Consider the following 25,967-nt stretch of genomic DNA (forward strand, 5'->3'; position numbering starts at 1 on the left):
AGTACACAGATAAATAAAAATATGAATATGCTTAAAAGCCAGTGTATATATCTCATTATTTTATCTCCTTGTAAGAATTAAATTTTTCATTGTTAGTTTATCCTAAATTGAAAAATGAAATTCATAAATTATAATAATGATGTATCCATACACTTGTACTTTAGTAATGGTATTCATATAATATAATTAAATTCTTTTATATGCATTAATGAGCATAAATGTAAGATATTGACCTTGAGGCGTATTTATGGTTAATATATATAAATTATTTTACTGAATCTATGCTTATTATTAACAAATTTAAACTTAATACAATAGCTTAGGATAATTTTATTCAATTATTTTTATAATTGTAGTATAATTAGAGTATTATAGAATGATGTTTAGTAAAAGTTGTTAAATAATCATGAAGTGTTTATGGTTAGAGGATGGTGGGAATAAATGCAGGATTATGAGAAACTATACAATTCTTTAAAGACAGAATATGAGACGTATCAAAAATTTTCAGAGCAACACATACAAGAGTTAAATGAAAAAAATGTTAGGCTAGAGAAAAGCATAGATTCTTTATCTAATATAATAGAAGTAAGTAAATACATAAACACTTTTTTTAGTAGTGATAATTTAATATCCATGATTAATGATATGATACTTGGCATATTAGGAGTTACCTATTCAACTATATTCTTAATTGAAAATGGAGAATTAACTATTAAGGCTAGTAATATTGAAGATATGAACATAAACTTAACCTCAAAAGAATTCACATATATAAATCAAGGAGAAGAATTTTTAATAAATTCAAAAAAGCCATTAAAGCAAACTGGAGAACATAAGGTAGATATACATTCGATTATGGGATCACCAATTAAAGTAAGAGAAAAATTTATCGGGTACATAATTGTAGAGCATAATCTTTATAAATTCATGACTACAGAATTAAAACTTTTTCTTAGATCTATAGCTAACCAGATTGCAATAGCGATAGAAAATTCTATATTATATAAAGAATTAGAAAAGATAAATCAAAGAGATTCTCTTCTTGGAATATACAATAGAAAATATTTCTATGAAAGAATAGAAAGAAATGAAATTAATAAGGAAAACGATAAATTTGCAATAGTAATGATAGATATAGATGATTTTAAAAAGATAAATGATACATATGGACATCAATTTGGAGATAAAATTTTAATTAATACTGCAAATGTTGTTAGAAATGGTATAGATAAAGATGACATATTAGCTAGGTATGGCGGGGAAGAATTTATTTTATACATACCAAACTTTGAAAGTGAAGAAAGCGTGTATAATAAAATTGAAGCAATCAGAAAAACTCTTGAAAATAGTAAAGTAAGTTTTAATGGTGAACAAAAATCTGTAACTGCTAGTTTTGGAATTTCATTTTTTCCATTAAATGGTATAGATTTAAATGATCTTATTAACAAAGCTGATGAATTATTATATAGGGCTAAGAAAAGTGGAAAAAATAGGGTATTAAGTGGAAATATAATTAAAATATAATCATAATATATAAAGCAAGCTTATTTAAATTTAATAAGACTGCTTTTTTATTCTTTAGAGAGATTATGTAATCTAGTATAGATCAATTTATGTAATAAATAAGGAGGATTATATTTATGGATAGTAAAAAATTACTATCTTTGATAAAAAGGGAAGAGGGTACTAAGTTAGATTTTAAATTAAGATTAGAACTTTTTTATGAGACAGGAAAAAAAGAATTGACCAAGGATATATGCGCCATAGCTAACTCGAGTGGTGGAAGGGGTTATATAATAGTTGGAGTTGAGGATAAAACTAAAAAAATTGTAGGGCTAGAAGATGAAGATTTATTTCCGGAAGAACAAATACAGCAAATTGTTGCAACTAGATGCGAGCCTCCCATACCAATAGAGGTGGAGTTTGTGGAAGTTGATAATAAAAAGGTAGGTGTGATATCAATTTATGATGGCGGCCAAAAGCCCTATCAGGTTAGAGAAAATGGTGCCTTTTATATAAGAAGAGGTTCTACGACGGATACAATGAGAAAACAAGAACTTATAGCATTATTTGAAGAAAATTTAAGTTTAACTATTGAAACTTGTCCTCTGATTAAAAGTAGTATTGATATATTAAATATGGAACTAGTTAATGAATATTTTAATAAAAAAGGGATAAAAATCAGTGAAGAAAATAGAAGATTTTTATTGCTAAGTGCGGGAATAGCTTTTGAGCAAAAAGAGGGATCACCATTAAAGTGTACTTACGGAGGGTTACTTGTTTTTTCAGATGAGAATTATATATATATTCCCAATAATATGATAAAGATTATTAATAAGTTAAATAATACCGATGGTGAAACTCACATAATACAAGGTAACCTTTTATCAATGGTTGATAAGGCGGAAGAAAAGATAATGGAGATATTACCAAAAGACTATCCTGCGGAGGCAGTAATTGAAGCAGTAAAAAATGCAGTTCTCTATAGGGAATACTTTGATTTAAATAAAATAATTGAAATTATCATTAGTAATAACAAGGTAAGTATTTCAAGCCCTGGTGAATTTATAGGAGAGAATGTCAAAGGACAAAGGACAAATTATAATAAGCGAAATATTTGGTTATATGAAAAATTGATTTCCATCGATGAGAAAAAAAGATTTTTAAATAGCGGCAGGGGATTTACAATAATTCGAAATGCTTTTAAAGGAAAAGGTAAAGTGAAATTTATTAATTCTAGAGTAGAGCACAGCTTTAAAGTGATACTGCCAGGAACTTTGTCAGTTAACAAGTAACGGTTCGCAGTTTGCAGTTAGAGAGAAAATTATAGAATTTTCTTAAGTGCTTAGGTATTGATTATTTAGCTATATTGTTGCCAAAATATTATGTTGAGGATATACTATAATAAGTGATTTAAAAAACAGGATGTTTTAAATAAATTGATTTACAAAATGCTTATTGCAAAAAGTAATTTATATAAGAAGATTTTTAGGAGGTACTATAATGGCAAATGTATTAGATGAGCTATTAGAAAGAGGATACATAAAACAGTTTACTCATGAAGAAGAAACAAGAAAGTTATTAGAAAATGAGAAGATAACTTTTTATATAGGATTTGATCCAACAGCCGATAGTTTACATGTTGGTCACTTTATTGCTATGATGTTTATGGCTCATATGCAAAAAGCAGGACATAGACCAATAGCCTTAATTGGTGGCGGAACAGCTATGGTTGGAGATCCAAGTGGTAAAACTGATATGAGAAAAATGCTCACAAAAGAGGATATTCAAAATAATGTTAATTCTATAAAGAAACAAATGGAAAGATTTATTGATTTCTCTGATGGCAAGGCTCTATTGTTAAATAATGCTGATTGGCTATTAAATCTTAATTATGTTGATTTCTTAAGAGAAGTAGGAGTTCACTTCTCGGTAAATAGAATGCTAACAGCTGAATGCTTTAAGCAAAGATTAGAAAAGGGATTATCATTCTTGGAATTTAACTATATGTTAATGCAAGGATATGACTTTTATGAATTAAATCAAAAGTATAACTGTAAAATGCAGCTTGGTGGAGATGACCAATGGTCTAATATGATAGCTGGAGTCGAACTTGTAAGAAGAAAGGCTCAAGGTGAGGCTATGGCGATGACTTGTACTTTATTAACTAATAGCCAAGGCCAAAAGATGGGTAAAACTGTTGGAGGAGCATTATGGCTTAGTGCAGAAAAAACTTCACCATATGATTTCTATCAATATTGGAGAAATGTAGATGATGCAGACGTTGAAAAATGCTTAGCATTATTAACGTTCTTGCCAATGGATGAAGTAAGAAGACTTGGAAGCTTAGAAGGTGCTGAAATAAATAATGCTAAGAAAGTACTTGCATATGAAATAACAAAACTTGTTCATGGTGAAGAAGAAGCCAAAAAAGCAGAAGAGGCAGCAGCAGCACTATTTGCCGGTGGAGCAGATATGTCAAATGTACCAACAGTGACAATTACTAAAGAAGAAATTGGTCTTCCAATATTAGATATTATGGCGAGCACTAAAATTGTTCCATCTAAAAAAGAAGGTAGAAGATTAATTGAACAGGGTGGATTATCTATTAATGGAGTTAAGGTTGAAGATGTAGCTAGAACTCTAAATGAGGATGATTTCCAAGATGGAGCTGTACTAATTAAAAGAGGTAAGAAAAATTATAATAAAATAGAAGTTAAATAATAGATTGTTGTTAGTTGAATCCATAATAATACTTAGTGTAAGTATTATTATGGATTTTTCTAATTTATATATATTTATTGTGGATTAAAATTTTAATTATATCTAGAACTTCTTTGCTGATTAGCTTATTATTTCGGTTATGGAAGAAGCGATAAAATAACATTTGTGCTGATTTTTATTATTATCGTATAACTTAAACTTGAATTCAGATTAGTTATGAGAAAAAAATTTATCTTAGATAAGAGATTTAGTTCCGATTTTTACAATTTTAGTTTGTACAAAAGGAGTAATATAATACTCAAGAAAGGCAAAGAGGTCTAGTTTCAATGAAGAAACTAGACCTCTTTTTTATAAAATTTATAAGTATATTTTTAGGAGGTAAAAGTAGTATGGGCGAAACAAAAATAGATTTTTTATATCTAAATGAAGAGGATATGATTAAAGCTGGAGTGAAAGAAATGGCCAGCTGCGTAGAAGCTATGGAAGAGATGTTTAAGTTGTTAAAAATTGGTGACTATCGTATGGGCGGTCCTAATGGAAATTCACATGGTGTAATGATGACTTTCCCAGAGGAATCTCCATTCCCTAACATGCCTAAAGATGGACCAGACAGAAGATTTATGGCTATGCCTGCTTATCTAGGTGGCAAGTTTGATATGGCTGGTATGAAGTGGTACGGTTCAAATGTAGAGAATAAGAGCAAAGGACTTCCAAGATCAATACTTATGCTTATCTTAAATGATAAGGATACAGGTGCTCCCCTTGCATATATGTCAGCTAATATCTTGAGTGCTTATAGAACAGGTGCAGTTCCTGGAGTAGGAGTAAAATATTTTGCAAAGGAAGATTCTAAGGTTGTTGGTATTATAGGACCTGGAGTTATGAGTAAGACGGCATTTGCAGCAACTATGGCGGTTAGATCAGGAATTGAAACTGTAAAGATTAAAGGAAGAAGTAAAAAATCAATTGATGGATTTATTAAGTATCTTAATGAGGATTATCCTCAAATTAAAGATATCATTGTTGTAGATACAATAGAGGGGGCTGTTAGAGGCTCCGATATTGTGCATATTGCTACATCAAGCCCAACTGGTGATATTAATGAATACCCATATATAAGTGAAGAGTGGATTAAACCAGGAGCAATATTATGTTGTCCGGCAGCAGCAAGATTTGATGATGACTTCATTTTAAATAGAGCTAGAACTGTTACTGATAATATTCAATTATATGAAGCTTGGGAAGAAGAAATGGAATTCCCAGCATATAATTCTATCCCAATTCCAGCGGTACATTGCATGGATTTAATTACGGAAGGCAAGATGGCAAAAGATAAAATCGATGATTTAGGTGATGTATTAATTGGAAAGGTGCCAGTACACCGTAAGGAAAACGAAATCATTATCTATTCAGTTGGAGGTATGCCGGTAGAAGATGTTGCCTGGGGAACTATAGTTTATAGAAATGCTATTAAAAAAGGAATTGGAACTAAGTTAAATCTTTGGGATGAGCCTCAGTTGGCATAAGTTTAATTATTCAATTTGGAAGGAGAGTTTTTAATGAGAATTACAGAGCATCCAATTTTGGGTGAAACTAATAAAGGACGATTAGTAACTTTTGATTTTGACGGAAAAGTCTTTGAAGGGTATGAGGGAGAGCCAATAGCAGCTGCATTAAGGGCAGCCGGTGTATTGGTACATAGACATACAAAAAAAGGATCATCAAGAGGCATATTCTGTGCTATTGGAAGATGTACAGACTGCGTTATGGTAGTAGACGGTAAGCCAAATGTAAGAACTTGTGTTACTCCTCTTGTTGAAGGAATGAAAGTCAAAACACAATATGGTGTTTCTGCAAAATTGGAAGGTTAGATTTAAAAGTATTTTCTAAGAAAGGATAGGTATTCGTATGAAAAGATATGATTGTATTGTCGTTGGTGCAGGGCCAGCTGGACTTTCAGCAGCTATAGAAGCAGCAAAAAGAGGGCTAAAGGTTGTTGTATTTGACGAAAATTCTAAACCAGGAGGACAATTATTTAAACAGATACACAAATTTTTTGGTTCAAAAGAACATAGAGCAAAGGTAAGAGGTTTTAAAATCGGTGAAGAACTTTTAAAGGAAGCAAATGAGGCAGGAGTAGAAGTCGTTTTAAATGCTATAGTAATTGGTCTTTATTTAGATAAGGAAGTTACTGTAAAGATAAATGATGAAGTTGTTCATTACAAAGGTGATGCAATAATAATTGCAACAGGTGCATCTGAAAATATGGTTACCTTTGACGGATGGACGCTGCCAGGAGTAATAGGTGCAGGAGCGGCACAAACAATGATGAACCTTCATGGCGTAAAGCCAGGAAATAAAATACTTATGCTTGGAAGTGGTAATGTTGGGGTAGTTGTAGGATACCAACTTATACAATGTGGTTGTGAAGTAGTTGCAATTGTAGATGCAGCGCCTAAGATTGGAGGATATGGCGTTCATGCGGCAAAGGTAGCTAGATGTGGAGTTCCATTCTATTTATCTCACACCATAATCAAAGCTGAAGGAGAGGAATCTGTTACAGGAGTTACTATTGGTGAAGTTGACAGCAAGTGGCAGATAATACCTGGAACAGAAAAGAATTTTGACGTTGATACTATATGTCTTGCAGTAGGTCTTTCTCCTATGTCTCAGCTTACTAAAATGGCTGGATGCACTATGGAGGAAAATCCTAAGAAGGGTGGATATGTTCCTGTTTGTAATAAATATGGTGAAACATCTATTAAAGGAATATTTGCAGCTGGTGATGTTTCGGGAATAGAAGAGGCAAGTTCGGCTATGATAGAGGGAAGAATTGCTGGAGTGGCAGCTTCTCATAGATTAGGATTCATAGGAGAAGAGGAATTAAAGGAAAAAACTGAAGAATTAGAAAAAGCTTTATCTAGTTTAAGACAAGGTATGTTTGGTCCAGAAAGTAAAGGAAAGGACATTTATAAAACAGAAGAAGGTTTTGATGTTTCAAAGAATCTTCTTAAAAAGGGATATTTAACTGATGAAGAAGTTATAAAATATCCAGGAGTAAAATCAATTAAAGGAATTCATCCTGTAATAGAATGTTCGCAAAATATTCCTTGTAATCCATGCCAAGATGCATGCCCTAAAAACTGCATTAAGATTGGAGCAAATATTACCTCTCTTCCAGTTGTTGATGAAGAATCAACATGTATTGGCTGTGGTATGTGCGTTGCATCTTGTTCTGGTCAATCAATTTTCCTTGTAAATGAAGATTATGAAGAAGGTTATACTTTAGTGACACTTCCCTATGAGTTTCTACCATTACCAGAGAAAGGTATAAAGGGAATTGGACTCGACAGAAGTGGAAAAGAAGTATGTGAAGTAGAAGTTATAGATGTTAAATCAGTTAAAGCCTTTGACCACACTAATTTATTGACAATAAAGGTTCCAAGTGAAATGGGAATGAAAGTAAGATTTTTTAAGCAAGCATAGGAGGTAAGATTATGAATAAAGTAAATGATAGGTCAAGAGATATAGGTGAATTCATTCCGCAAGCTGATGATGATATGATAATCTGCCGCTGTGAAGAAATTACAAAAGGTGAAATCAGAAAAGCAGTACATGATGGAATGTTCACAATAACGGAAATAAGAAGATATCTAAGAACAAGTATGGGATTATGCCAAGGTCAAACCTGCGGTAAATTAGTTAAGGGGATTGTAGCAAGAGAGCTTAAAATATCACCTTTAGAATTAGAACCAGCAGTATCACGTGCACCTATGAGACCTATAGAAATGAAAGTTCTTGGAAATGAAAAAATAGGAGGGAAATAACATGAAAAATTCTGCTGACGTAATAATTATTGGAAGTGGGGTAATAGGTAATGCTGCAGCATACTATTTATCAAGAAAAGGCCATTCAGTTATTGTCCTCGATAAAGGTGACAGTATTGGAGATGGAGGTTCAACAAGAAATGGTGGAGGAGTTCGTCAATCTGGACGTGATAAAAGAGAACTTCCACTTGCTATGTATGGTATAAAGAATCTTTGGCCAAATCTATCAGAAGAATTAGGGGTAGATGTGGAATATTATCAAGAAGGTAATCTAAGATTAGGTAAAACAGTAGAACATATGAAGATACTAACCAATCTTGCCAAGAATGCTCAAGAATGTGGTCTCGATGTAAACATAATTTCTGGTGATGAAGTAAGAGAGATTAATCCATATCTTTCAGAAGAAGTTATTGGTGCAAGCTGGTGTCCAACTGATGGACACGCCAATCCTTTAACTACAACCTTAGGATTTTATCGTAAAGCAAGAGAATTAGGTGCTCATTTTATCACAGGTGAAGAAGTTATTGAAATTAGAAAAATAAGAGGAAAAGTACGACAGGTAGTAACTAAAAATAATGTATATGAAGGAAATCATATAATTCTTGCAGCAGGTTATGAAAGTCGAAAGATAGCTGCTACAGTGGGGATTGATATTCCAATGAATAAGGTTCTGCTAGAAGTTCTTGTTACAGAAGCTCAAAAGCCAATGTTTTACCAAATGCTTGGTACTGCTGAAGCAGATTTTTATGGACATCAAAGTAAACATGGTTCTTTTGTATTTGGTGGTACATCAGGTTATGAAGCTCTTAATAAAGATAATGGAACACCAACTACGGCAAGTATTACCGCTTCGTGTATCTGTAGAGGAATAATGAAGTATTTCCCAGACCTAAAAGATGCTAAAATAGTTCGTACCTGGGCAGGCTGGATAGATGATTGTAAAGATCACGTACCTGTCATAAGCCATGTAGAAGAAGTTCCTGGACTTATACTTGCATGTGCATTTTGTGGACATGGCTTTGGGATCTCTCCAACAGTAGGTATGCTCTTATCAGAAATGGTAGAAGGAGTTGAAACAACCCTAGATATAAGTGCTTTCCGTTATGATAGATTCAAAGCTAAAATATAAATTAAAAAGGAGAATTTACATGGAGTTAGTTAGAGTAAATTATTCATCAGGGGCTCCTTTAGAGGAGAAGACTGGATACTCAAGAATGGTTAAAGTTGGTCCATTTGTTTATATTGGAGGTACTACATCGGTGCAACCTGATGGTACAGTATATGGTGAAGGCAGTGCTTACGAGCAGACAAAGTACATTCTTGAAAAATTAGTTGACTTACTTGAGAGATCAGGTTCAAAAAAAGAAGAAGTTATAAAAATAAAGGGATATTCAACTGATATGAAATTTGCACCTGAAATTGCAAAAGCTTATTCAGAGATTTTTCATGATATTAAGCCGCTTTTTACAGTTGTTGGAACTCCTATGCTTAATCGTCCCTCTCAATTAGTTGAAATAGAAATCGATGCAGTTATTGGAGCAAGGGTAGAATAGATACACAAATATGTTTTCAATTGATCTAAAATAATATATAGTTATGATAAGTGTAAGTAGGTTTTTTTAAATAAATACTATGAATATCATATGTAGTTCGAGAAATAACTTGATTATAATTAGTAAAAAAGTGGGGGAGAATTGATGAGTGTAGGATTAAAAGATATAATTATTTGTCCTAAGCAACCGTATTTTGTAATGACTACATCACATTACTATAAAGCAGTTGTAATGAATTATGGAATTTCTCATTTTTATTGTTTTCAGAAAGAAGATACAATAAAAAATTCATTTATTGCAGTTCCGGATGGATGTATTGATATATTGTTTTGTTGCGATGATAATGACCCATATGCGCATGTATGCGGAACAGTTCTCCGTCCTACTTTAACTCATAACAATCAAAATAAATATTTTTTTGGAGTAAGATTTTTGCCAGGAAGTCCATTTAAATTTAAGAATATCACTATGTCAGACTTAGTGGAGCAGGAAATTCCTTTCTTAGAAGTAATGGAAGATAGGGAGCTGTTTGAAAAAATTACTACCAGCAGAGATTTTAACTATCAGATACAGGTGTTTTTGGAGAGATATATAAAGCTTTATGTTAATTTGGAAGAGATAAATAAATACAAGGATTTAAAGAAATATATCATGAATAACATTATGCAGACAGCAGGGAAAATTAAAATTAACGAACTTGCAGAAGCAACAGGATATTCAGTTAGATATATTAATAAGACGTTTTCTCAAGAGTTTGGTTTATCACCAAAAGTATTTTGCAAATTAATGAGATTTCAATATCTTTTGAGTATATTAAATGATTTTGATAAAGATATATCTGATTCTAACTTAGCGCAAATTTCTACGGATTTAGGATACTATGACCAATCTCATATGATTAAAGATTTTTATGAATTTACCAACAAAACACCTAGCAAATATATACACTCATTACAAGAGATAGAATATAAAAAACGAATAGTAATCATATAACTTATCATAAACGAAAATGGTACACTGATAACTATATTGCTAATATGATTATCAGTGTACTTTTTGCGTGCTGAAAAAGAATGAAGTTGTTAATTCAAAGTAGAAGATTCAAAAGGACACTATTAGGATTAGAGGAATCCGCATTGTGTATAGCCACAACGTAGTTCTGACTTAACCCATTCATTAATTTATTCTATAATTGTATTATCTTAGTTCCTTAGGTAGGCCCATAATATGATTCCTTTTTTAGTTTACATCAAAAAAGCAGACAATAGGTAATTCCACCTATGTCTACTTCTATTTCTATTTATAACATCACTTAGCGAGTAGTTGTGATTTTTATTAATTTAACTCTAACTGTGGAACAGGATTATTAAAGAATTTTGTAACCACTGCTAAGTATAAAAAACCAACTAGCAGCCAAATTGCTCCAATTAAGTGTGCATTCGTATCTAGATTAATAAAAATCCACACAGTTACTGCTAAGCCGATTATAGGACATATTCCGTAATTGATTATTTTCTTTCCTAAGCTGATTGGTTCATTATTTTTTAGTAAAAATCTGCTGATTACTGCAATATTTAATAAAATGAAGCCCAGTAAGGCACCAAAGCTTACAATTGAAGTGATAAAATCAAGAGAACAAAACAGTGAAATAGGTGTTATTATGATTCCTACTAATACAGTAGCAACTACAGGGCTCTGTGTTTTTTCACTAACATATGCCAGCTGCTTTGGCAATACTCCATCCCGTCCCATTGCAAAAAGCACTCTAGCAACTGCTACTTGTGAAGCTTGTGTCGTTGCTATTCCAAAGGAAACAATCAATGTAATAGTTGTTAATATATTAAGCCATGTCCCACCTACAAAAGTAACTACATCTGTAAAAGCAGTATCAGGATTTAAGTCTTGATAATTTGGATAAGCCATTCCTGCAAAAAAAGTGGTTGCAATAAATATTAATCCAATGATTAAAATTGAAAGTATAATTGCTTTTCCTACAGATTTCTCAGGATTAATAGTTTCTTCTGCTAATGTACTAATTGCATCATATCCTAAGTAGCTAAGAATAACAATACCTGTTGCCTTAAGGATACTAGATAAATCAAATTGTTCAGGGTTATAAAATGAAATCATGTTAAAATGAATGGTTCCATTAAATAGAAGCCTGATAATACATCCTATAAAGGCTACAATTACAACTATCTGCAATGCAAATAATATCCAGCTGCATTTAGACATCAGATCTACTCCTAAAACATTAATAACTGTACTAAATGATATAAATAGTAGTATCCAAATCCAGGCTGGAATCCAAGGTATGAGAGCATTGCCATAAACACTTCCAATAATAACAACAGTTGCAGGCATTAAGAAATAATCTAATAATATGGCCCAGCCTGTTAAAAAACCTAATGAAGGTGATACACCTTTCTGAACATATACGTATACAGAACCTGCTGTTGGAAACTTTTGTGACATCACCCGGTAACTCATCCCGGTAAAGAACATAGCGACCATTCCTATTAAGTAGCATAATGCAACCATCCCTCCAGAAGGTGCTAAATATACACCATACATACCAGCAGGGGCCAGTGGTATCATAAATACCAGTCCAAAAATTACTAAATCGCTCGTTTTCAAAGTTCGTTTTAATTTTCCGTGTTCCATAATAAAAACCTCCATTATATTTAAAATTATAAAAAAGGCAAGAGTATTCTGCTAAAGCAGAGCACCCTTGCCCTAAATTTAATAAAAAATTTCTCTTAAATAAATGTTTGTTAGGAAGAACCTTCTTTTAGCTATAATAGCAAATTTAAATTTTTAAAGATTGTAAAATTCGGAACAATGGAATGGTTATTGTAGTTGAAGGATTCGCAGATTAGGTCAAAAAGATACTAGGTTTACGTCAATAAAGATACTAAAATGAAAACTATAGTTTTGTTAAAATTATTATTGTAAATGATATCAAATTTAACCTTTATATTATTCATATATAAATAAGTAATAAGTTATTGATTTCAGGAGGGATGAAAGTGAGGAAAATTAAACACATTTATAGTAGTGATAAAATTTACTGGCAAGAAGGACAAATTCAAAATGCAGAATATGAAGATACATTGGAAATAACCGATGAAACAAAGCAAATTGTAAAGGGCTTTGGTGGATGTTTTAATGAAATCAGCTGGGATGTATTAAAAAGAATAGATGAAAGCAGCAGAAATGAAATTTTAGATAATTTGTTTACAGAGAAGGGTTTAAATTTAAATATAGGTCGTTTGCCAATAGGGGCTAGCGATTATGCTCTTGAGTGGCATAGCTATGATGAAACAGATGAAGATTATGAATTAAAAGATTTCAGCATAAAAAGGGATGAAGAATATTTATTGCCTTATTTAAAGGAAGCATTAATTCGTAAGCCTAATATGTCACTATTTGCTTCCCCTTGGAGTCCTCCAACATGGATGAAAACTAAGAAAGTATACAATTATGGGACATTATGCTGGGAAAAAGAAAACCTAGATGCTTATGCAAATTATTTTGTTAAATATGTAAAAGCATATGAAAAAGCAGGGATAAAAATTGAGCAAATTCATATTCAAAATGAACCTCATGCTGATCAAAAATTCCCATCATGCATGTGGACAGGTAAGGAAATGAGAGATTTTATTAAGAATCATCTTGGACCAGTATTTGAGGAAAAAGGAATTGATACAGAAATTTGGCTTGGTACAATAAATGGGCCATTTGTAGATTTTCAGCTTCCAGGTTATGGAGCACCGTTTTCACAGTTTTATGATCAATGTGTAAATACAGTACTTTCTGATAAAGAGGCAAGAAAGTATATAACAGGAGCAGGCTTTCAGTGGGGAGGAAAACATGTAATTGAACAGGTTGCATTAAGCTATCCTGAGGTAAGACTTATGCAGACTGAAAATGAATGTGGAGATGGTAAAAATACGTGGACACATGCTGAATATGTTTTTGGACTTTTCTGGCATTATTTCACTCACAATGTTGAAAGTTATTCTTATTGGAATATGGTTTTACCTAAAGGCGGAGTAAGTACTTGGGGTTGGGAACAAAATACTATGATAACAATTGATCCAGAAACAAAAGAAGTAGTTTATGAACCAGAGTTTTATGTGATGAAGCATTTTTCACATTTTGTAAAGCCAGAAGCTAAGAGAATAGTAACTACAGGACACTGGACTTCAAATTCTATAGTATTTAAAAATCCTAATGGCGAATTAGTAGCCATTGTTGGCAATGCAATGGATAGTGAAAGAGAATTTACATTCAAGTATAAAGATACAAGTTTTTCTACAATTATTAAATCTCATTCAGTTAATACTTTTTATGTACAAGCATGACAAAAAGTACCTGAATCTCGATTAAAAGAAATTAATATTTATATGATTTGAAAATTAGAGAATTATATGGATATAATTTTAGAGTTAAAATTGAAATTTCGAATTTTTAAAATTAGCTTCTAAAACTAACTTTCTGGTTTTACTTGGAGTATATCCATAAGTATCTTTAAATAATTTCATAAACATTTTATAGTTTGTGAAGCCATTTTTTTCAATAAGTTCAGTAATACTATAATCAGTGTTTATTAAATCAGTATAAAAATGTTCTAATCGTATACTGTTTAAATACTTTAAAAAGGTTGTTCCCATATACTTTTTAAAAAACCTTGAAAAGTATTCAGGATTTAATCCAGCATGTGCTGATATGTCATCTAAGCTTATACATTCTGCATAATGGCTTTTAACATACTTTGTTATTAATTCCAATCTATCTAAATATCGAATTGTTTTTTGCATATTTAATTTTGGCAAAGAAGTACTAAAATGACTTACTAGAATAAATAGCAAATCATAAATTAAACTATTAATTTTAAGTTTATAACCAAGAGGTTTGTTTTTATAAATTTCTGCAAAAGACTTCAAAAGAACTTTTATATCATTTTGATAAATAAAATAATTGTTGTCTTCCATATAAGGATTACATTTAAAATAGACATTTTGAACATCCTCAATACTATCTTCCAAAAGTTCGTAGGGAATTTGTAAAAGTATTGATGTATTGGAATCCTTATTAGCTGTTGAGTGAATATCTCTTGGACTTATTACTATTAACTGATCTTTTTCAATTAAATACTTAGAATTATTTATATGCACTTCAAGATAACCATCTAAAATATAAATAATCTCCATATGATTATGCCAATGCTTAGGTATAATTCTGGCATTATCTTCTATATTAGCGAACATTACTCTAATATCTTCATTTGGTTTAACTAATTCATGTTTAAATTCCATAAAACCACCTACAATCTTTTTATTTAAATAGTTACAGCAATCTAACAATTTAAAATTAGGACAAAAAACAACCTAAATTAGGTCAATAATATTACTAATTTATAAAAGAAAAAATTGATATAATTTATTCAAACAGTTGAAAATGTTTAACAAAAAATTATATTTTAATTTTATTATAAGTAAAAACTATGTGCAACTAGAGATTACTAATTAAAAATACAACTATTAAACTCTTGGGATTTAATAGTTATTGAAGAAAACAATCAGCATTAAAAAATGTGAGGTATTTTGAATAAATTACGTTATTGGTTAAGATGAAAATCTGAGCTATTATAGAGGTATAACTAATTATATGCACATAAGTTTAGAAGTAAGTAATTGCATATGGCAGGGAGTGAAAGGATGAAGTATTTAGTTTTAGATATTGGCGGTAGTGCTGTTAAATACGCACTAATGACAAAGGAATTAGATTTCATTGAAAAAGGGAAAAAGCCAACACCTATGGACAGTATTGAAAGTTTTGTTGAAACCGTTGGCAAAATATATGATCAATATAAAGATGAAATAGAGGGAATGGCTATAAGTATGCCTGGAGTATTAGATAGTGAAAGAGGTTATGCTTATACAGGAGGAGCATTAACTTATAATAATGGGAAAGAGATTGTAAAGATATTACAAGAAAGATGTCCAACAAAGATAACAATAGAAAATGATGGGAAGTGTGCAGCTCTAGCAGAAGTATGGAAAGGAAGCTTAAAAGATTATAATGATGGAGTAGTTATTGTTCTTGGAACTGGAGTAGGTGGAGGAATAATTACAGATAAGAAACTACATAAAGGTAAAAACTTTTTCGCTGGAGAATTCAGTTTTATGTCTACTAATATTAATGATACTAAAAGTAGTGAAAACTGGTGGGGGGCTGTTAGCGGCTCCAAAGCATTAATACAAGCTGTCGCCAAAGCAAAAAATATGCCTATAGAAGAATTAGACGGATATAGAGTATTCGATTATGCAAATAATAAAGATGAAGATGTTCTTAAGGTACTAGATGATTTTACTTACAAATTAGCTGTTCAAATTTTTAACTTACATTGTGTCTTAGATTCAGAGGTATATGCAATTGGTGGAGGTATAAGCAGCCAAGATATATTAATAGAATATATTCAGAAAAACATAGACAAGTACCGTGAAAACTTTAAAAAAATTAATGGTTCTGATTTTTATATTCCCAAATTAAATGTAGTTAGATGCAAATTCAGAAATGATGCCAATTTAATAGGTGCCTTATTTAGTTTTCTAAATCATAATTAAGTTTTTAGATTGATTTTTATTTTAGGTAAAATTTGAATATAGAACATGGCTGTTGTTACAATCATGTTCTATTACATTGGAAAAGATAGATCATTTAGATTAAGTAAAATTCTATTCATACAGATCTTTCAATTATTTTTAGTATATCAACAACTCCATTTTCTATATCAGATATTTTAGAACTTCCAACGCTTATCTTCAAAATATCATTGTTAAAGTAGTCTTTTAAATAGTTTTCACGCATATCTTTGATAATAATATCCTTTTTACCACATTCGTTAATCAACCAATCAATATTAATGTTATCTAAAAATTCAATACATCCGTAAAATCCAGTGTCTGGAATATGCCATTTTATACTTGAAATATTAATTTTTTTAGATGCATTATTTAAGGCAGCCATTCTATCCTTGTATATGGTTCTTATACGATTTCTATTTGCTTTAAACATCCCGCTCTTAATATAAATATCTAAAGCGCCTTGGGATAGTACAGAGGTATTTAAATCCATCCATCGCTTGTATTCTTCAAAAGTATTCCTTAATATCTTAGGTAAAACAACAGCAGCAATTCTAAGTCCGGGAAGAAGCACTTTTGAGAAACTCTTTATATATGCAACTCTAGATGAAACATCGTTGTAATACATTGGATAAACATTATTTTTATTCTCTAAATCCCCAAGATAATCATCTTCTATTATATAAACATCATACTTTTCAGCTAATCTTATTATTTGTCTCTTTTCTTCATTTGAATAACTTACTCCAAGAGGATTGCTAAAACGTGGAATTGTATAAAAACATTTTATACTTCCATGAGCAAATTTTTTTTCAAGTTCCTCAAGATTTATTCCATTAAACTTTCTTTCAATGCCGATAACAGAAGTATTAGTAGTTTCCAGAGCTTTTAATGTGCCATGATAAGTTGGCTGCTCTACAAGGACATTGCTTTTTCCGTTTGGAAAAGGCATACTGCAGAGTATATTAATTGCTTGTTGTGAACCAGAAGTTATATAAATATCGTCCGGGGAACAAAAAATTTGATAATCTTCAAAAAAAGTCTTTAGCGTCCCAATTAATCCTGGGAGCCCTTGTGGCGATGAGTAATTGAAAAGGGTAATTTTATATATTTCTATAGCTTGATTTAAGCAGTGCTGAAATTCTTCATAGGCTAATATACTTTCATCAGGTGAACCAGCTGAAAAATCTATAATTGTATTTTCTTTATCTAGATGTAGTTTTTTCTTATCGACTAAGTAATAACCACTTTGAGGTATAGAATAAACAATATGTTCTTTTTGAAGTTTCTCATAAGCATGCACAACAGTTTGCTTACTGCAGCTAAATCTATCAGATAATTCTCTGATTGTAGGCATTTTCTCATTATGTTTTATACTGCCATTATCAATTTGATTATTAATAAAATTAACTATATCATTATATTTACTCATATGTCTCCTTTTGTACTAGTACAATGTGAATTTTTATAAATTGAATAAGTATATTTTATAATTTACAATTTAATTGTACCATAACCATATAATTCAAGGGGGAGAAATATTATGTTTATAATAGTTTTAAAATATGAAAAAACAATAGAGGATGTTATGAGGTATTTAGATGATCACAATGTTTTTCTAAAAAAATATTATGATTTAAATAAATTTATATGTTCTGGAAGACAAGAACCAAAAGTAGGTGGAATAATATTATGTAATGGTAAAAATAAAGAGGAAATAAATTCAATAATTAAAGAAGATCCTTTTTACAAAAATAATATTGCAAAATACGAAATTATAGAGTTTATACCAACTAAATACGCAGAGAATTTCAAGGAATTTATTTTATAAAGTCATTAATTACATCATATAAGGAGATTTTAAAATGATAAGAAAAATGGAACTTAGAGATATTGAAGAGATAAAGAAAATAGATAAAGTATGTTTTAAAATTGATGTTGAAAGAACTACAGAAGGAATACGCGGATATATGCAAGCAAGTAATAATTCAAGTATTGTATATGAAGTAAATAATAAAGTTGTCGGATTTAACTTTATACATATATGGGGATCTTTTGGCTGGTTTGGTCCTTTTGGAGTGCATACTGAATATCAAGGAAAAGGTATCGGAAAAGTTTTAATAAATGAAACTATAAGAATCTTAAAAGAAGATTATAAGGTATCAACTATTGGTCTTAATACTATGCCAGAATCTCAGTACAATGTAGGTTTTTATATGAATCTTGATTTTACACCACTTAAGCTTTCGTTAAGCATGAAAAGGCAGCTTGATTTTACAAGTAAAGAGGATTCTATAGAATCTAACAAGTATGATATTAACGATATAGATATAAGTAATGAAGGAAATTATTTAACCATAAAAGAAAATCTAAAATCATTGTCTAATAAAATACATATGGGTTTTGATTTAGCTTCTGAACTTAATTTAATAAGGGAAGAATCTTTTGGAACTATTCTCACATTAAAAAGTTATGGGGAAATTCATGGAATAGTAATTTGTTATACAAAGGCAGTAAGAGACTTTTCATCTAAAAACTTGCAGATAAAACTAGCAATTATAGATAATAAAATAGATTATAAAGAAGCAATAGATTCTATAATGCACTTCTGTACCAGGTATGCAAAAAAAATTAACTATGAAAGTATATCTATAGACTGCAATACTTATAATAAGGAGATTTGTAATTACCTAATGGAAAATCATAAATTCAAAATAGACAAGACTCAGGTCATGATGCTTATGGGAGAAGTTAATCCTTTTGAAAGTAAAGGAACATTATTATTGACTCGTTTAGCTGGATAAAGATTGAAAGTATTTTATAGAATATTTTACTGTAAGTGAACAAGTTTTGTTTATTTGCAGTTTTTTTGAATTAATATAAGGAGTATGATAACATATAAGTAAAAATTTTCATTATATTATAGAAGGCAAGGGAATTTATATGACATTATTAGAGGAATATATAAAACAGAATAATTGGCGCCAATGGGAAAGATATCTAGAAAAATTACCGTTAGATAAAAATCAAATTGTTTATGATCTAGGCTGTTCTATTGGAAAAGTTTCAAAGTTATTGTCCACTAAAGTAAGTAAGGTAGTTGGCTTTGATAATAATATATATCTATTAGAGGAAGCAAATAGAGAAAAACAAGATACTTGTAATTTTGCGCTGGCGGATATATCTAAATTAGATCCAAATGTATTAGAAAAATATGATGGGATTTGGTTTAGTTTTGCATTAGCTTACATGGAAAATCCTAATTTATTTATACGTAAGTGGACAAGTTATCTAAATACCGGAGGATGGTTTGCAATTGTTGATATAGATGGGCTGTTTTCCAAGCATTTGTCAGTAGACAATAAATATTTTAATCAAATAAAAAAATTTGAAAACGAATCTGAAAAAGGTGGGAATTATGATTTTAGAATAGGAAGTAAAATTAAAAAATTAATGGAGGAAAATGGACTTAAAGTAACTGTTGAAGAAATAGATTGGCATGATAGAGAACTGAACTTTAAAGGAAAAGCTTCCAGTGAAATTATTGAGAATTGGAAGGCAAGATTAGAAAGGATGGTTAGATTACAAGAGTATTTAGGAGAAAACTATCCTGAATTTTGTAAGGTTTTTATAGATAGTATTTCTGAAGAAAATCATGTGTCTAATGGATGCGTGCAGTTTTATGTAGGAATAAAAAGTTAGAGTAATAAGAGTATTTTATACTCTAACTTTTTTGCATGCACTAATTAACTTAAGCTTTGAGAGTTTTCATACTCATTTTTTAGTTGTTCCATTGGTTGGTCTTGCGCTGGATACCAACCTTTATTTATAACTATATCTGACAATTCAAAATGTTCAGTTACAGCTTTATCTAATTGTCCTCGTAACATTTCTCTCAGCTCCGGATTTACAGCTTCTGCGGCTGCAGCAGATAAAGAAGTAACAGCAAATTTTGAGTCTTTAACCATATCAAGTGCTATATCTTTATCTGATAATGATGAGTCATCATTTCCTAGTAACGCATCTAAAAAAGACATAATAATTACCTCCTATTTCCTATTGCATATTTAAATTATTTTCAATAAAAGTCTGCATTGAATTTATATTATCCTTTTTGCTATCCAAGCATTTGCTCATAAAAGACTTCAAATCATCATCTTCAACCATTGACATGCTAGCTTGAATCTTTTTTGCACCAATAATATCTGTATCCATTAACTCCCTTATTTCAAGGATTTCATGTGGAGCTAAGCTATTATTATTATTATTATTATTATTATTACTCATGATTTCACCTCCTGATTTATAGTTTTTGGACTTAACATATAAATGAATTTATTAACCTTGCTGATTTTGAGTTAGTGAACTAATAGAGGATAATTCATTTTGAAGCTGCTTTTGTGGATCCTCTTGAGCATTGTACCAGCCTTTATTCATTGCAATATCTGATAATCTATAGTGAGAATTAATACAAGCAGTTAGTTGACCATGAAGTGTATTACGCAACTCAGGATTTGTTGTTTCTGTTAGTACTTTTCCTAGGGTTGTTATTGTTGCTTTTGAACTTGTAATTAAGTCAAGAGCAATGTCTTTTTCTGATAAAGTAGTATTTTGATTCATTAAAATGTCTCCTTTCTAAGTAATAATTTAGTTATGATAATACTGATTGTATATTTTGCAGAGCAGTCTTCTTTGAAGATATTGAATCTTGCATAAAATTTTTTAACTCTTCATCATTCACCATGTTTATGCTTGCACTAATTTTCTTAATACCTAACATTTCTTGGCTTATAAGTTCTCTAACCTCAATAACTTCATGTGGTGCTAATTGTGCATTCATATAATCACCTCCTGACTATAATAGTATTTCTCCCATATGTGCATTAATGTGTGGAAAATAAATGAATTTAGATAAGTTATTAGTATAATTTGAAATAAATATTAATTTCATTTATGTGTTAAGTGTTTGTACATAATGCACTACGTTTTTGTACATAATAAAAAAGTAAAGCGCTTAGTAAATAAGTCGCCTTAAATTTTTTAACAAAGGAGAGATGCAATTATGAACAATAAGCCAGATGATAGAACAGATAATGTAGACAGAATTCAATATAACATTGATAGAACTATTCTAAATTGTGAACTCGCTGATGAGATGATAGCAAAAACAGATGATCCTAAAATGAAGCAAGCATTAAGAGAAAAGAATGAAAGAAGAGAAGAGTCTCTTCAAGGGATGAGAGAAGAAATTAGGGATGAGGCACTAGATAAAGAAAACGGATATAAATAAAGATTAGCTTAGAACATAATATAGCATTTAACAAAATACCCCATTTTAAATAATATTATAATTTCCTCTAATAATATAAATTAAAGAACTAGCACTTAAGGTCACTTGTGAATTAATAAGTTCACAGGTGATCTTTATTTTATAAAAATAGCAGAATCAATTTTAAAAAGTATATGTAAAATAATGGTATTAGATTATAATTATATTATATTTAAAACGATTTTGAATTATGCAGTGATTTTTAGCAGCCATGAGGTTTAATTTTTTTAGTATGTGGGAATATTGAAAATAAAAGTTTAAGGGAGGAAAAAGTGTGAGTTATAAATTATTAATAATAAATCCAGGCTCAACATCAACAAAAATATCTGTATATGAGGATGAAAAAGAAATTTTTGGAGAAACATTAAGACATTCTTCAGAAGAAATAAGTAAATATAAACACATATCAGATCAACAAAATTTCCGAACAGAAGTTATATTAAAAATGTTAGAGGATAATAAAATAGATATAAAGGGGGTAGACGCTGTAGTTGGCAGAGGAGGACTGTTGAAGCCGATTATAAGTGGAACATACAAAGTAAATGATAATATGTTAAAAGATTTGAAGGAAAGCGTAAATGGAGAACATGCATCAAATCTTGGTGCTATAATTGCAAATGAAATTGCGGGATCAATAGATAAACCAGCATTTATTGTAGATCCAGTAGTTGTAGATGAAATGGAAGAAATAGCAAGATTATCAGGAATTCCAGAACTCCCAAGAAAAAGTATTTTCCATGCACTAAATCAGAAGGCGGTAGCTAAAAAATATGCAAAAGAATCTGGACTTAATTACGAGGATGTAAATGTTATCGTAGCACATATGGGTGGAGGAGTTTCTGTTGGGGCGCATAAAAAAGGAAAAATAATTGATGTTAACAATGCTCTCGATGGAGAGGGACCTTTTTCGCCAGAAAGAAGTGGAAACGTTCCAAGTGGTGATTTAGCGAGAATGTGCTTTAGCGGAAAGTATACATTAGAAGAAATTTTAAAGAAAATAACAGGAAAAGGTGGGTTTGTAGCGTACCTTAATACAAATGATGCAAGAGTCGTAGAAAATGCAGCCTTAGAAGGAGATCCAAAAGCAAAATTAGTGCATGACGCAATGGGATATCAGGTGGCTAAAGATATAGGTGCAGCAGCAACAGTACTTAGTGGCAAGGTAGATGCTATAATTTTAACTGGAGGTATGGCATACGGAAAACCAATAGTAAACTTGATTAGCGAAAGGGTATCATTTATAGCTCCGATTACCGTTTATCCTGGTGAAGATGAAATGCTTGCTTTGGCGCAAGGAGTAATTAGAGTTTTAAATGGAGAAGAGGAAGTTAAAGAGTATAAATAATTTTATATAAACATATTGCCAAATTAAAAGTGGCAATATGTTTAAGGCACAATTAAAAATTAAGTATTTAATAGAATTTTCTTTCTACAGTTTCCATAGAGATAATATAGAAATCGTACAGAAAATCCGGCAATCCAACCAATAGGTATAGCAATCCATATACCGCTTATACCAATTCTATTAATTAAAAATATTGAAATAGGTATTTGTACACACCATAGTGATATTATAGTCGAAATCATTGGTATTAAAGAATTACCCATGCCAAGTAAAATACCATTAGTAACAACCATAGCTGCATATACAATATAAAATAATCCAACTACAGTAAGATAATTTTGTCCTATGTTAATAACTAAAAGGTCGCTGACAAATAACCGCATGAGAAATCTTGAAGATGAAACAATTATACTAGTTATACTTATGCAGGCAATAAAGCTTATTGCTAATGTACAATAATAACCTTTTCTTACTCTACACGGTTTATTTGCACCTAAGTTTTGCGCAGTAAAAATAGAGAGAGCATCAGCTAAATTAAGAGCTGGCATTTGAGCAAAGGAATCAAGCTTCCCAGCAATGGCTAATGCAGCGACAGAATCTGTTCCAAAGCTATTAGTTAAAACTTGAATAACTATAAGTCCACCAGCAATAAATAGTTTTTGGATTGCAATTGGGAATCCAATGTCTAAACTTAATTTAAGTATACTTAAGTCAAAATGTATATCTCTAATGTTAAACTTAAATTCATAATAAATTTTATTAAAGTAAATAAAGCACCCAATGAAAGAAAAGGTTTGAGATATAACTGTGGCAGCAGCTGCTGATGATGAATCTAAATTAAGAATCCCTATAAACAAAAAATCCAAAAAAATATTTAGAATAGTTGAAGCTATAAGAAAATACAGAGGTGTTTTTGAATCACCCATACCTCTTAAAATGCTACTTATAGTATTATAAAGAAATGAAGATATAGTTCCAATTAAAAGGATTTTAAGAAAAGTTTTAGATTCAGACATTATCTCCAGTGGAATATTAAAAAAGACTAGCAAGTGCGAAATATTTATAAATCCTAATATAGTAACTATTAATGATATAACAAAGGAAAATATGAATGATGTATCTATAGTCTTTTTTATATTGAGCATGTCTTTTGCGCCAAAATATCGAGCAACTAATATATTAATGCCCAAAGTTAATCCCATAACTACTAATAAGATAGCAAACATAATATTAGAACTGGCACTAACAGAAGCAAGTGCGTTTTTACCTAGAAGATTACCTACTATAAGGCTGTCTACAATATTATATGACTGTTGAAAAATATTTCCTATAAGTATTGGGATTGTAAATTTTAATATAACAGACTCTTCTTTGCCTTTAGTTAAATCTTTCATTTTTATCACCATCCATATTTAAATATTTTATTATAATAAAAGTACTCATTTCATTTAATTTATTTGGCATTTATAGTACACTAAGAGTATAAGATAGTTATAAAATATGGACAACAACTGGATTTTGAATGTGGACTAGTACAGATAAATATGGAGGGAAGCCTTTTGACCAAATATGAAGCTATAATAAATTATATAAAAGACGGGATAATGAGTGGAAGTATTAAGCAAGGTAAAAAGCTTCCATCAATAAGAACTATTTCTGAAAAATTTAATTGTAGCAAAGTAACTGCAACAAAGGCGTATACTTTGTTAGAAAAGGAGCATATAGCATACTCGATTCCTAAAAGCGGACATTATGCTATAGCGAGAAACTTAACTAAAGAAGAGAAGCTTGTTTCGGAAAAAATTGATTTTTTTACATCTGCTCCAGATAGCTCCGTTGTTCCTTATGAAGACTTTCAGCATTGTATAAATCAGGCTATGAATTATTATAAGGAGAATTTGTTTCATAATTCAGATACTCAAGGATTAAAAGATTTATTAACTGTAGTAAAAAAGCAATTGCAAAATTATCAGGTATTTGCTAATGAAGAGAATATATTTATTACTTCTGGATCTCAACAAGCAATAAACATATTAACTATGATGGAATTTCCAAATGGGAATAGAAATGTACTAGTTGAGCAACCAACATATCATGGTGTTATTAAATCCTTAGAGCTTAATAATGTAAAGATATTAGGGATAGATAGAAGTGAAGATGGGATAAACTTTCATGAACTTGAAAGAATTTTTAGGAATGAAAATATAAAGTTTTTCTATACTATACCGAGATTTCATAATCCTACAGGCTACTCTTATACTAATAAAGAAAAGCAAAGGATACTTAAGCTTTGCGAAAAATACGATGTTTATATAGTTGAAGATGATTATCTTGGGGATTTAGATGTAGATAAGAGATCATACCCAATATATTCTTTAGATGCTTCAGCAAGAGTAATATATCTAAAAACTTATTCTAAAATATTACTACCAGGGCTAAGAATCGCTGCAACTGTAATACCATCAAAACTTATCAGTAAATTTCGAGAATATAAAAAATGGACAGATATAAATACTTCAATGCTTTCTCAAGGGGCACTACAGATATATATTAAAAGTGGTATGTTTGATAGACACATAAAAGAAATTAAAAATTTGTATCATTTAAGGATGAATTTCCTTTTTGATTTAGTTAAAAATCAAAATTATCCAATTGATAAATATTACATACCTAAGGGTGGATTTTTTGCAAGCTTTGAAATTAATAATGATAAGAATGTTAGAGATATAATTAAAAATTTATATACAAAGAATATTTTAATTGGTGATTCAAGCAGATATTATTTAAATAATAATGTAAATAACAAATTTATAAGAATCAGTATAAGTAAACTAAATAACAATGAGATTGAAAAAGGAATTTCAATAATATTAAATGAGATTAGCAGTTAAAAATAGTTAATTTATACCTCTTTAATACGATAAGTATATTAGAGTGTACGTAATAAGGCACATTCAAAAAAATAACAAGTCCATTTGCCAGTATATTTTCCATCATGCTGTGTCGGCAAATTGACCTAATAGGCCCACTATGAGGGCA

At 30.4% G+C, this 25,967-nt stretch carries 26 protein-coding genes; 18 read left to right on the top strand and 8 right to left on the bottom strand.

Annotated features, from left to right (window positions below):
* Positions 1-441: 441 nt before the first annotated feature.
* The 10 genes from COL3_RS17940 (at position 442) to COL3_RS17985 (ending at position 10,597) form a co-directional block, all read left to right on the top strand.
* On the top strand, positions 442-1,524 hold the full coding sequence (locus COL3_RS17940) for a sensor domain-containing diguanylate cyclase (RefSeq protein ID WP_099716678.1): 1,083 nt from the start codon (positions 442-444) through the stop codon (positions 1,522-1,524).
* A 116-nt stretch (positions 1,525-1,640) separates the two neighbouring features.
* Positions 1,641-2,795: an RNA-binding domain-containing protein gene (locus COL3_RS17945; RefSeq protein WP_008423117.1), complete on the top strand. Its 1,155-nt coding sequence runs from the start codon at positions 1,641-1,643 to the stop codon at positions 2,793-2,795.
* A gap of 208 nt (positions 2,796-3,003) precedes the next feature.
* Positions 3,004-4,224, top strand: a complete 1,221-nt coding sequence (tyrS, locus tag COL3_RS17950; RefSeq protein WP_008423120.1) for a tyrosine--tRNA ligase — start codon at positions 3,004-3,006, stop codon at positions 4,222-4,224.
* Positions 4,225-4,613: 389 nt separating this feature from the next.
* Complete coding sequence (locus COL3_RS17955) at positions 4,614-5,750, top strand: tyramine oxidase subunit B (RefSeq protein WP_008423122.1); 1,137 nt, start codon at positions 4,614-4,616, stop codon at positions 5,748-5,750.
* A gap of 33 nt (positions 5,751-5,783) precedes the next feature.
* On the top strand, positions 5,784-6,095 hold the full coding sequence (locus COL3_RS17960) for a (2Fe-2S)-binding protein (protein ID WP_008423124.1): 312 nt from the start codon (positions 5,784-5,786) through the stop codon (positions 6,093-6,095).
* Between the two features lie 37 nt (positions 6,096-6,132).
* On the top strand, positions 6,133-7,710 hold the full coding sequence (locus tag COL3_RS17965) for an FAD-dependent oxidoreductase (protein ID WP_008423127.1): 1,578 nt from the start codon (positions 6,133-6,135) through the stop codon (positions 7,708-7,710).
* Positions 7,711-7,721: 11 nt separating this feature from the next.
* A complete protein-coding gene (locus tag COL3_RS17970) occupies positions 7,722-8,051 on the top strand; it encodes a (2Fe-2S)-binding protein (RefSeq protein WP_008423129.1) in 330 nt (109 codons plus the stop codon).
* A 1-nt stretch (position 8,052) separates the two neighbouring features.
* Positions 8,053-9,180 (top strand): FAD-binding oxidoreductase, encoded by a 1,128-nt coding sequence (locus COL3_RS17975; protein WP_008423131.1) that lies wholly within the window; start codon positions 8,053-8,055, stop codon positions 9,178-9,180.
* A 19-nt stretch (positions 9,181-9,199) separates the two neighbouring features.
* Positions 9,200-9,604 (top strand): Rid family hydrolase, encoded by a 405-nt coding sequence (locus tag COL3_RS17980; protein ID WP_008423133.1) that lies wholly within the window; start codon positions 9,200-9,202, stop codon positions 9,602-9,604.
* Positions 9,605-9,748: 144 nt separating this feature from the next.
* Positions 9,749-10,597, top strand: coding sequence for a helix-turn-helix domain-containing protein (locus COL3_RS17985; protein ID WP_008423134.1), 849 nt, complete (start codon positions 9,749-9,751; stop codon positions 10,595-10,597).
* A gap of 342 nt (positions 10,598-10,939) precedes the next feature.
* Here COL3_RS17985 and COL3_RS17990 read toward each other — a convergent pair whose 3' ends face one another.
* The gene (locus tag COL3_RS17990) at positions 10,940-12,268 is read right to left on the bottom strand and encodes an APC family permease (protein ID WP_008423136.1); all 1,329 of its coding nucleotides are present in this window, start codon (positions 12,266-12,268) and stop codon (positions 10,940-10,942) included.
* A gap of 365 nt (positions 12,269-12,633) precedes the next feature.
* Here COL3_RS17990 and COL3_RS17995 point away from each other — a divergent pair, with 365 nt between their 5' ends.
* The gene (locus COL3_RS17995) at positions 12,634-13,971 is read left to right on the top strand and encodes a glycoside hydrolase family 30 beta sandwich domain-containing protein (protein ID WP_008423138.1); all 1,338 of its coding nucleotides are present in this window, start codon (positions 12,634-12,636) and stop codon (positions 13,969-13,971) included.
* Between the two features lie 84 nt (positions 13,972-14,055).
* Here COL3_RS17995 and COL3_RS18000 read toward each other — a convergent pair whose 3' ends face one another.
* Positions 14,056-14,925, bottom strand: a complete 870-nt coding sequence (locus COL3_RS18000) for an AraC family transcriptional regulator (protein ID WP_008423140.1) — start codon at positions 14,923-14,925, stop codon at positions 14,056-14,058.
* 402 nt (positions 14,926-15,327) lie between these two features.
* Between COL3_RS18000 and COL3_RS18005 the strand changes: the two genes are divergently transcribed.
* Positions 15,328-16,236 carry an ROK family protein gene (locus tag COL3_RS18005; protein ID WP_008423143.1) on the top strand — a complete coding sequence of 303 codons (909 nt, stop codon included), beginning with the start codon at positions 15,328-15,330 and terminating at the stop codon, positions 16,234-16,236.
* A 115-nt stretch (positions 16,237-16,351) separates the two neighbouring features.
* Here COL3_RS18005 and COL3_RS18010 read toward each other — a convergent pair whose 3' ends face one another.
* Positions 16,352-17,686 carry a PLP-dependent aminotransferase family protein gene (locus COL3_RS18010; protein ID WP_008423146.1) on the bottom strand — a complete coding sequence of 445 codons (1,335 nt, stop codon included), beginning with the start codon at positions 17,684-17,686 and terminating at the stop codon, positions 16,352-16,354.
* Between the two features lie 111 nt (positions 17,687-17,797).
* Here COL3_RS18010 and COL3_RS18015 point away from each other — a divergent pair, with 111 nt between their 5' ends.
* From COL3_RS18015 to COL3_RS18025, 3 genes are all read left to right on the top strand, one after another.
* Positions 17,798-18,085, top strand: coding sequence for a YciI family protein (locus tag COL3_RS18015; protein ID WP_008423148.1), 288 nt, complete (start codon positions 17,798-17,800; stop codon positions 18,083-18,085).
* 34 nt (positions 18,086-18,119) lie between these two features.
* Positions 18,120-19,058, top strand: a complete 939-nt coding sequence (locus tag COL3_RS18020) for an N-acetyltransferase (protein WP_008423151.1) — start codon at positions 18,120-18,122, stop codon at positions 19,056-19,058.
* Positions 19,059-19,197: 139 nt separating this feature from the next.
* Complete coding sequence (locus COL3_RS18025) at positions 19,198-19,956, top strand: methyltransferase domain-containing protein (protein WP_008423154.1); 759 nt, start codon at positions 19,198-19,200, stop codon at positions 19,954-19,956.
* Positions 19,957-20,000: 44 nt separating this feature from the next.
* On the opposite strand, the gene COL3_RS18030 is transcribed toward COL3_RS18025, so the two are convergent.
* Genes COL3_RS18030 through COL3_RS18045 form a run of 4 tightly spaced genes read right to left on the bottom strand, consistent with a single transcriptional unit; the run spans position 20,001 to position 21,094 of the window.
* Complete coding sequence (locus COL3_RS18030; protein WP_008423156.1) at positions 20,001-20,291, bottom strand: spore coat protein; 291 nt, start codon at positions 20,289-20,291, stop codon at positions 20,001-20,003.
* 19 nt (positions 20,292-20,310) lie between these two features.
* Positions 20,311-20,541, bottom strand: coding sequence for a hypothetical protein (locus COL3_RS18035; protein ID WP_008423158.1), 231 nt, complete (start codon positions 20,539-20,541; stop codon positions 20,311-20,313).
* Between the two features lie 51 nt (positions 20,542-20,592).
* Positions 20,593-20,874, bottom strand: a complete 282-nt coding sequence (locus COL3_RS18040; protein ID WP_008423159.1) for a spore coat protein — start codon at positions 20,872-20,874, stop codon at positions 20,593-20,595.
* A 31-nt stretch (positions 20,875-20,905) separates the two neighbouring features.
* Complete coding sequence (locus tag COL3_RS18045) at positions 20,906-21,094, bottom strand: hypothetical protein (RefSeq protein ID WP_008423162.1); 189 nt, start codon at positions 21,092-21,094, stop codon at positions 20,906-20,908.
* 222 nt (positions 21,095-21,316) lie between these two features.
* Here COL3_RS18045 and tlp point away from each other — a divergent pair, with 222 nt between their 5' ends.
* Together tlp and buk are read left to right on the top strand one after the other, a co-directional pair.
* The gene (tlp, locus tag COL3_RS18050; protein ID WP_008423164.1) at positions 21,317-21,544 is read left to right on the top strand and encodes a small acid-soluble spore protein Tlp; all 228 of its coding nucleotides are present in this window, start codon (positions 21,317-21,319) and stop codon (positions 21,542-21,544) included.
* 313 nt (positions 21,545-21,857) lie between these two features.
* Positions 21,858-22,928 (top strand): butyrate kinase, encoded by a 1,071-nt coding sequence (gene buk / locus COL3_RS18055; protein ID WP_008423166.1) that lies wholly within the window; start codon positions 21,858-21,860, stop codon positions 22,926-22,928.
* Between the two features lie 59 nt (positions 22,929-22,987).
* Here the strand turns inward: buk and COL3_RS18060 are convergent, their stop codons facing one another.
* A complete protein-coding gene (locus COL3_RS18060; RefSeq protein WP_008423168.1) occupies positions 22,988-24,322 on the bottom strand; it encodes an MATE family efflux transporter in 1,335 nt (444 codons plus the stop codon).
* Between the two features lie 165 nt (positions 24,323-24,487).
* Between COL3_RS18060 and COL3_RS18065 the strand changes: the two genes are divergently transcribed.
* Entirely contained in the window at positions 24,488-25,819 is a 1,332-nt protein-coding gene (locus tag COL3_RS18065) for a PLP-dependent aminotransferase family protein (protein ID WP_008423170.1), read from the top strand.
* Positions 25,820-25,967 lie beyond the last annotated feature (148 nt).

Origin of the sequence: Clostridium sp. LS (genome assembly GCF_002760435.1) — a bacterium.
Taxonomy (GTDB): Bacteria; Bacillota; Clostridia; order Clostridiales; family Clostridiaceae; genus Clostridium.

Coding starts and splice junctions, on each gene's coding strand:
- COL3_RS17940 (WP_099716678.1), top strand. CDS start 442: ATGCAGGATTATGAGAAACTATACAATTCTTTAAAGACAGAATATGAG.
- COL3_RS17945 (WP_008423117.1), top strand. CDS start 1,641: ATGGATAGTAAAAAATTACTATCTTTGATAAAAAGGGAAGAGGGTACT.
- tyrS (WP_008423120.1), top strand. CDS start 3,004: ATGGCAAATGTATTAGATGAGCTATTAGAAAGAGGATACATAAAACAG.
- COL3_RS17955 (WP_008423122.1), top strand. CDS start 4,614: ATGGGCGAAACAAAAATAGATTTTTTATATCTAAATGAAGAGGATATG.
- COL3_RS17960 (WP_008423124.1), top strand. CDS start 5,784: ATGAGAATTACAGAGCATCCAATTTTGGGTGAAACTAATAAAGGACGA.
- COL3_RS17965 (WP_008423127.1), top strand. CDS start 6,133: ATGAAAAGATATGATTGTATTGTCGTTGGTGCAGGGCCAGCTGGACTT.
- COL3_RS17970 (WP_008423129.1), top strand. CDS start 7,722: ATGAATAAAGTAAATGATAGGTCAAGAGATATAGGTGAATTCATTCCG.
- COL3_RS17975 (WP_008423131.1), top strand. CDS start 8,053: ATGAAAAATTCTGCTGACGTAATAATTATTGGAAGTGGGGTAATAGGT.
- COL3_RS17980 (WP_008423133.1), top strand. CDS start 9,200: ATGGAGTTAGTTAGAGTAAATTATTCATCAGGGGCTCCTTTAGAGGAG.
- COL3_RS17985 (WP_008423134.1), top strand. CDS start 9,749: ATGAGTGTAGGATTAAAAGATATAATTATTTGTCCTAAGCAACCGTAT.
- COL3_RS17990 (WP_008423136.1), bottom strand. CDS start 12,268: ATGGAACACGGAAAATTAAAACGAACTTTGAAAACGAGCGATTTAGTA.
- COL3_RS18000 (WP_008423140.1), bottom strand. CDS start 14,925: ATGGAATTTAAACATGAATTAGTTAAACCAAATGAAGATATTAGAGTA.
- COL3_RS18005 (WP_008423143.1), top strand. CDS start 15,328: ATGAAGTATTTAGTTTTAGATATTGGCGGTAGTGCTGTTAAATACGCA.
- COL3_RS18010 (WP_008423146.1), bottom strand. CDS start 17,686: ATGAGTAAATATAATGATATAGTTAATTTTATTAATAATCAAATTGAT.
- COL3_RS18015 (WP_008423148.1), top strand. CDS start 17,798: ATGTTTATAATAGTTTTAAAATATGAAAAAACAATAGAGGATGTTATG.
- COL3_RS18020 (WP_008423151.1), top strand. CDS start 18,120: ATGATAAGAAAAATGGAACTTAGAGATATTGAAGAGATAAAGAAAATA.
- COL3_RS18025 (WP_008423154.1), top strand. CDS start 19,198: ATGACATTATTAGAGGAATATATAAAACAGAATAATTGGCGCCAATGG.
- COL3_RS18030 (WP_008423156.1), bottom strand. CDS start 20,291: ATGTCTTTTTTAGATGCGTTACTAGGAAATGATGACTCATCATTATCA.
- COL3_RS18035 (WP_008423158.1), bottom strand. CDS start 20,541: ATGAGTAATAATAATAATAATAATAATAATAATAGCTTAGCTCCACAT.
- COL3_RS18040 (WP_008423159.1), bottom strand. CDS start 20,874: ATGAATCAAAATACTACTTTATCAGAAAAAGACATTGCTCTTGACTTA.
- COL3_RS18045 (WP_008423162.1), bottom strand. CDS start 21,094: ATGAATGCACAATTAGCACCACATGAAGTTATTGAGGTTAGAGAACTT.
- tlp (WP_008423164.1), top strand. CDS start 21,317: ATGAACAATAAGCCAGATGATAGAACAGATAATGTAGACAGAATTCAA.
- COL3_RS18060 (WP_008423168.1), bottom strand. CDS start 24,322: ATGAAAGATTTAACTAAAGGCAAAGAAGAGTCTGTTATATTAAAATTT.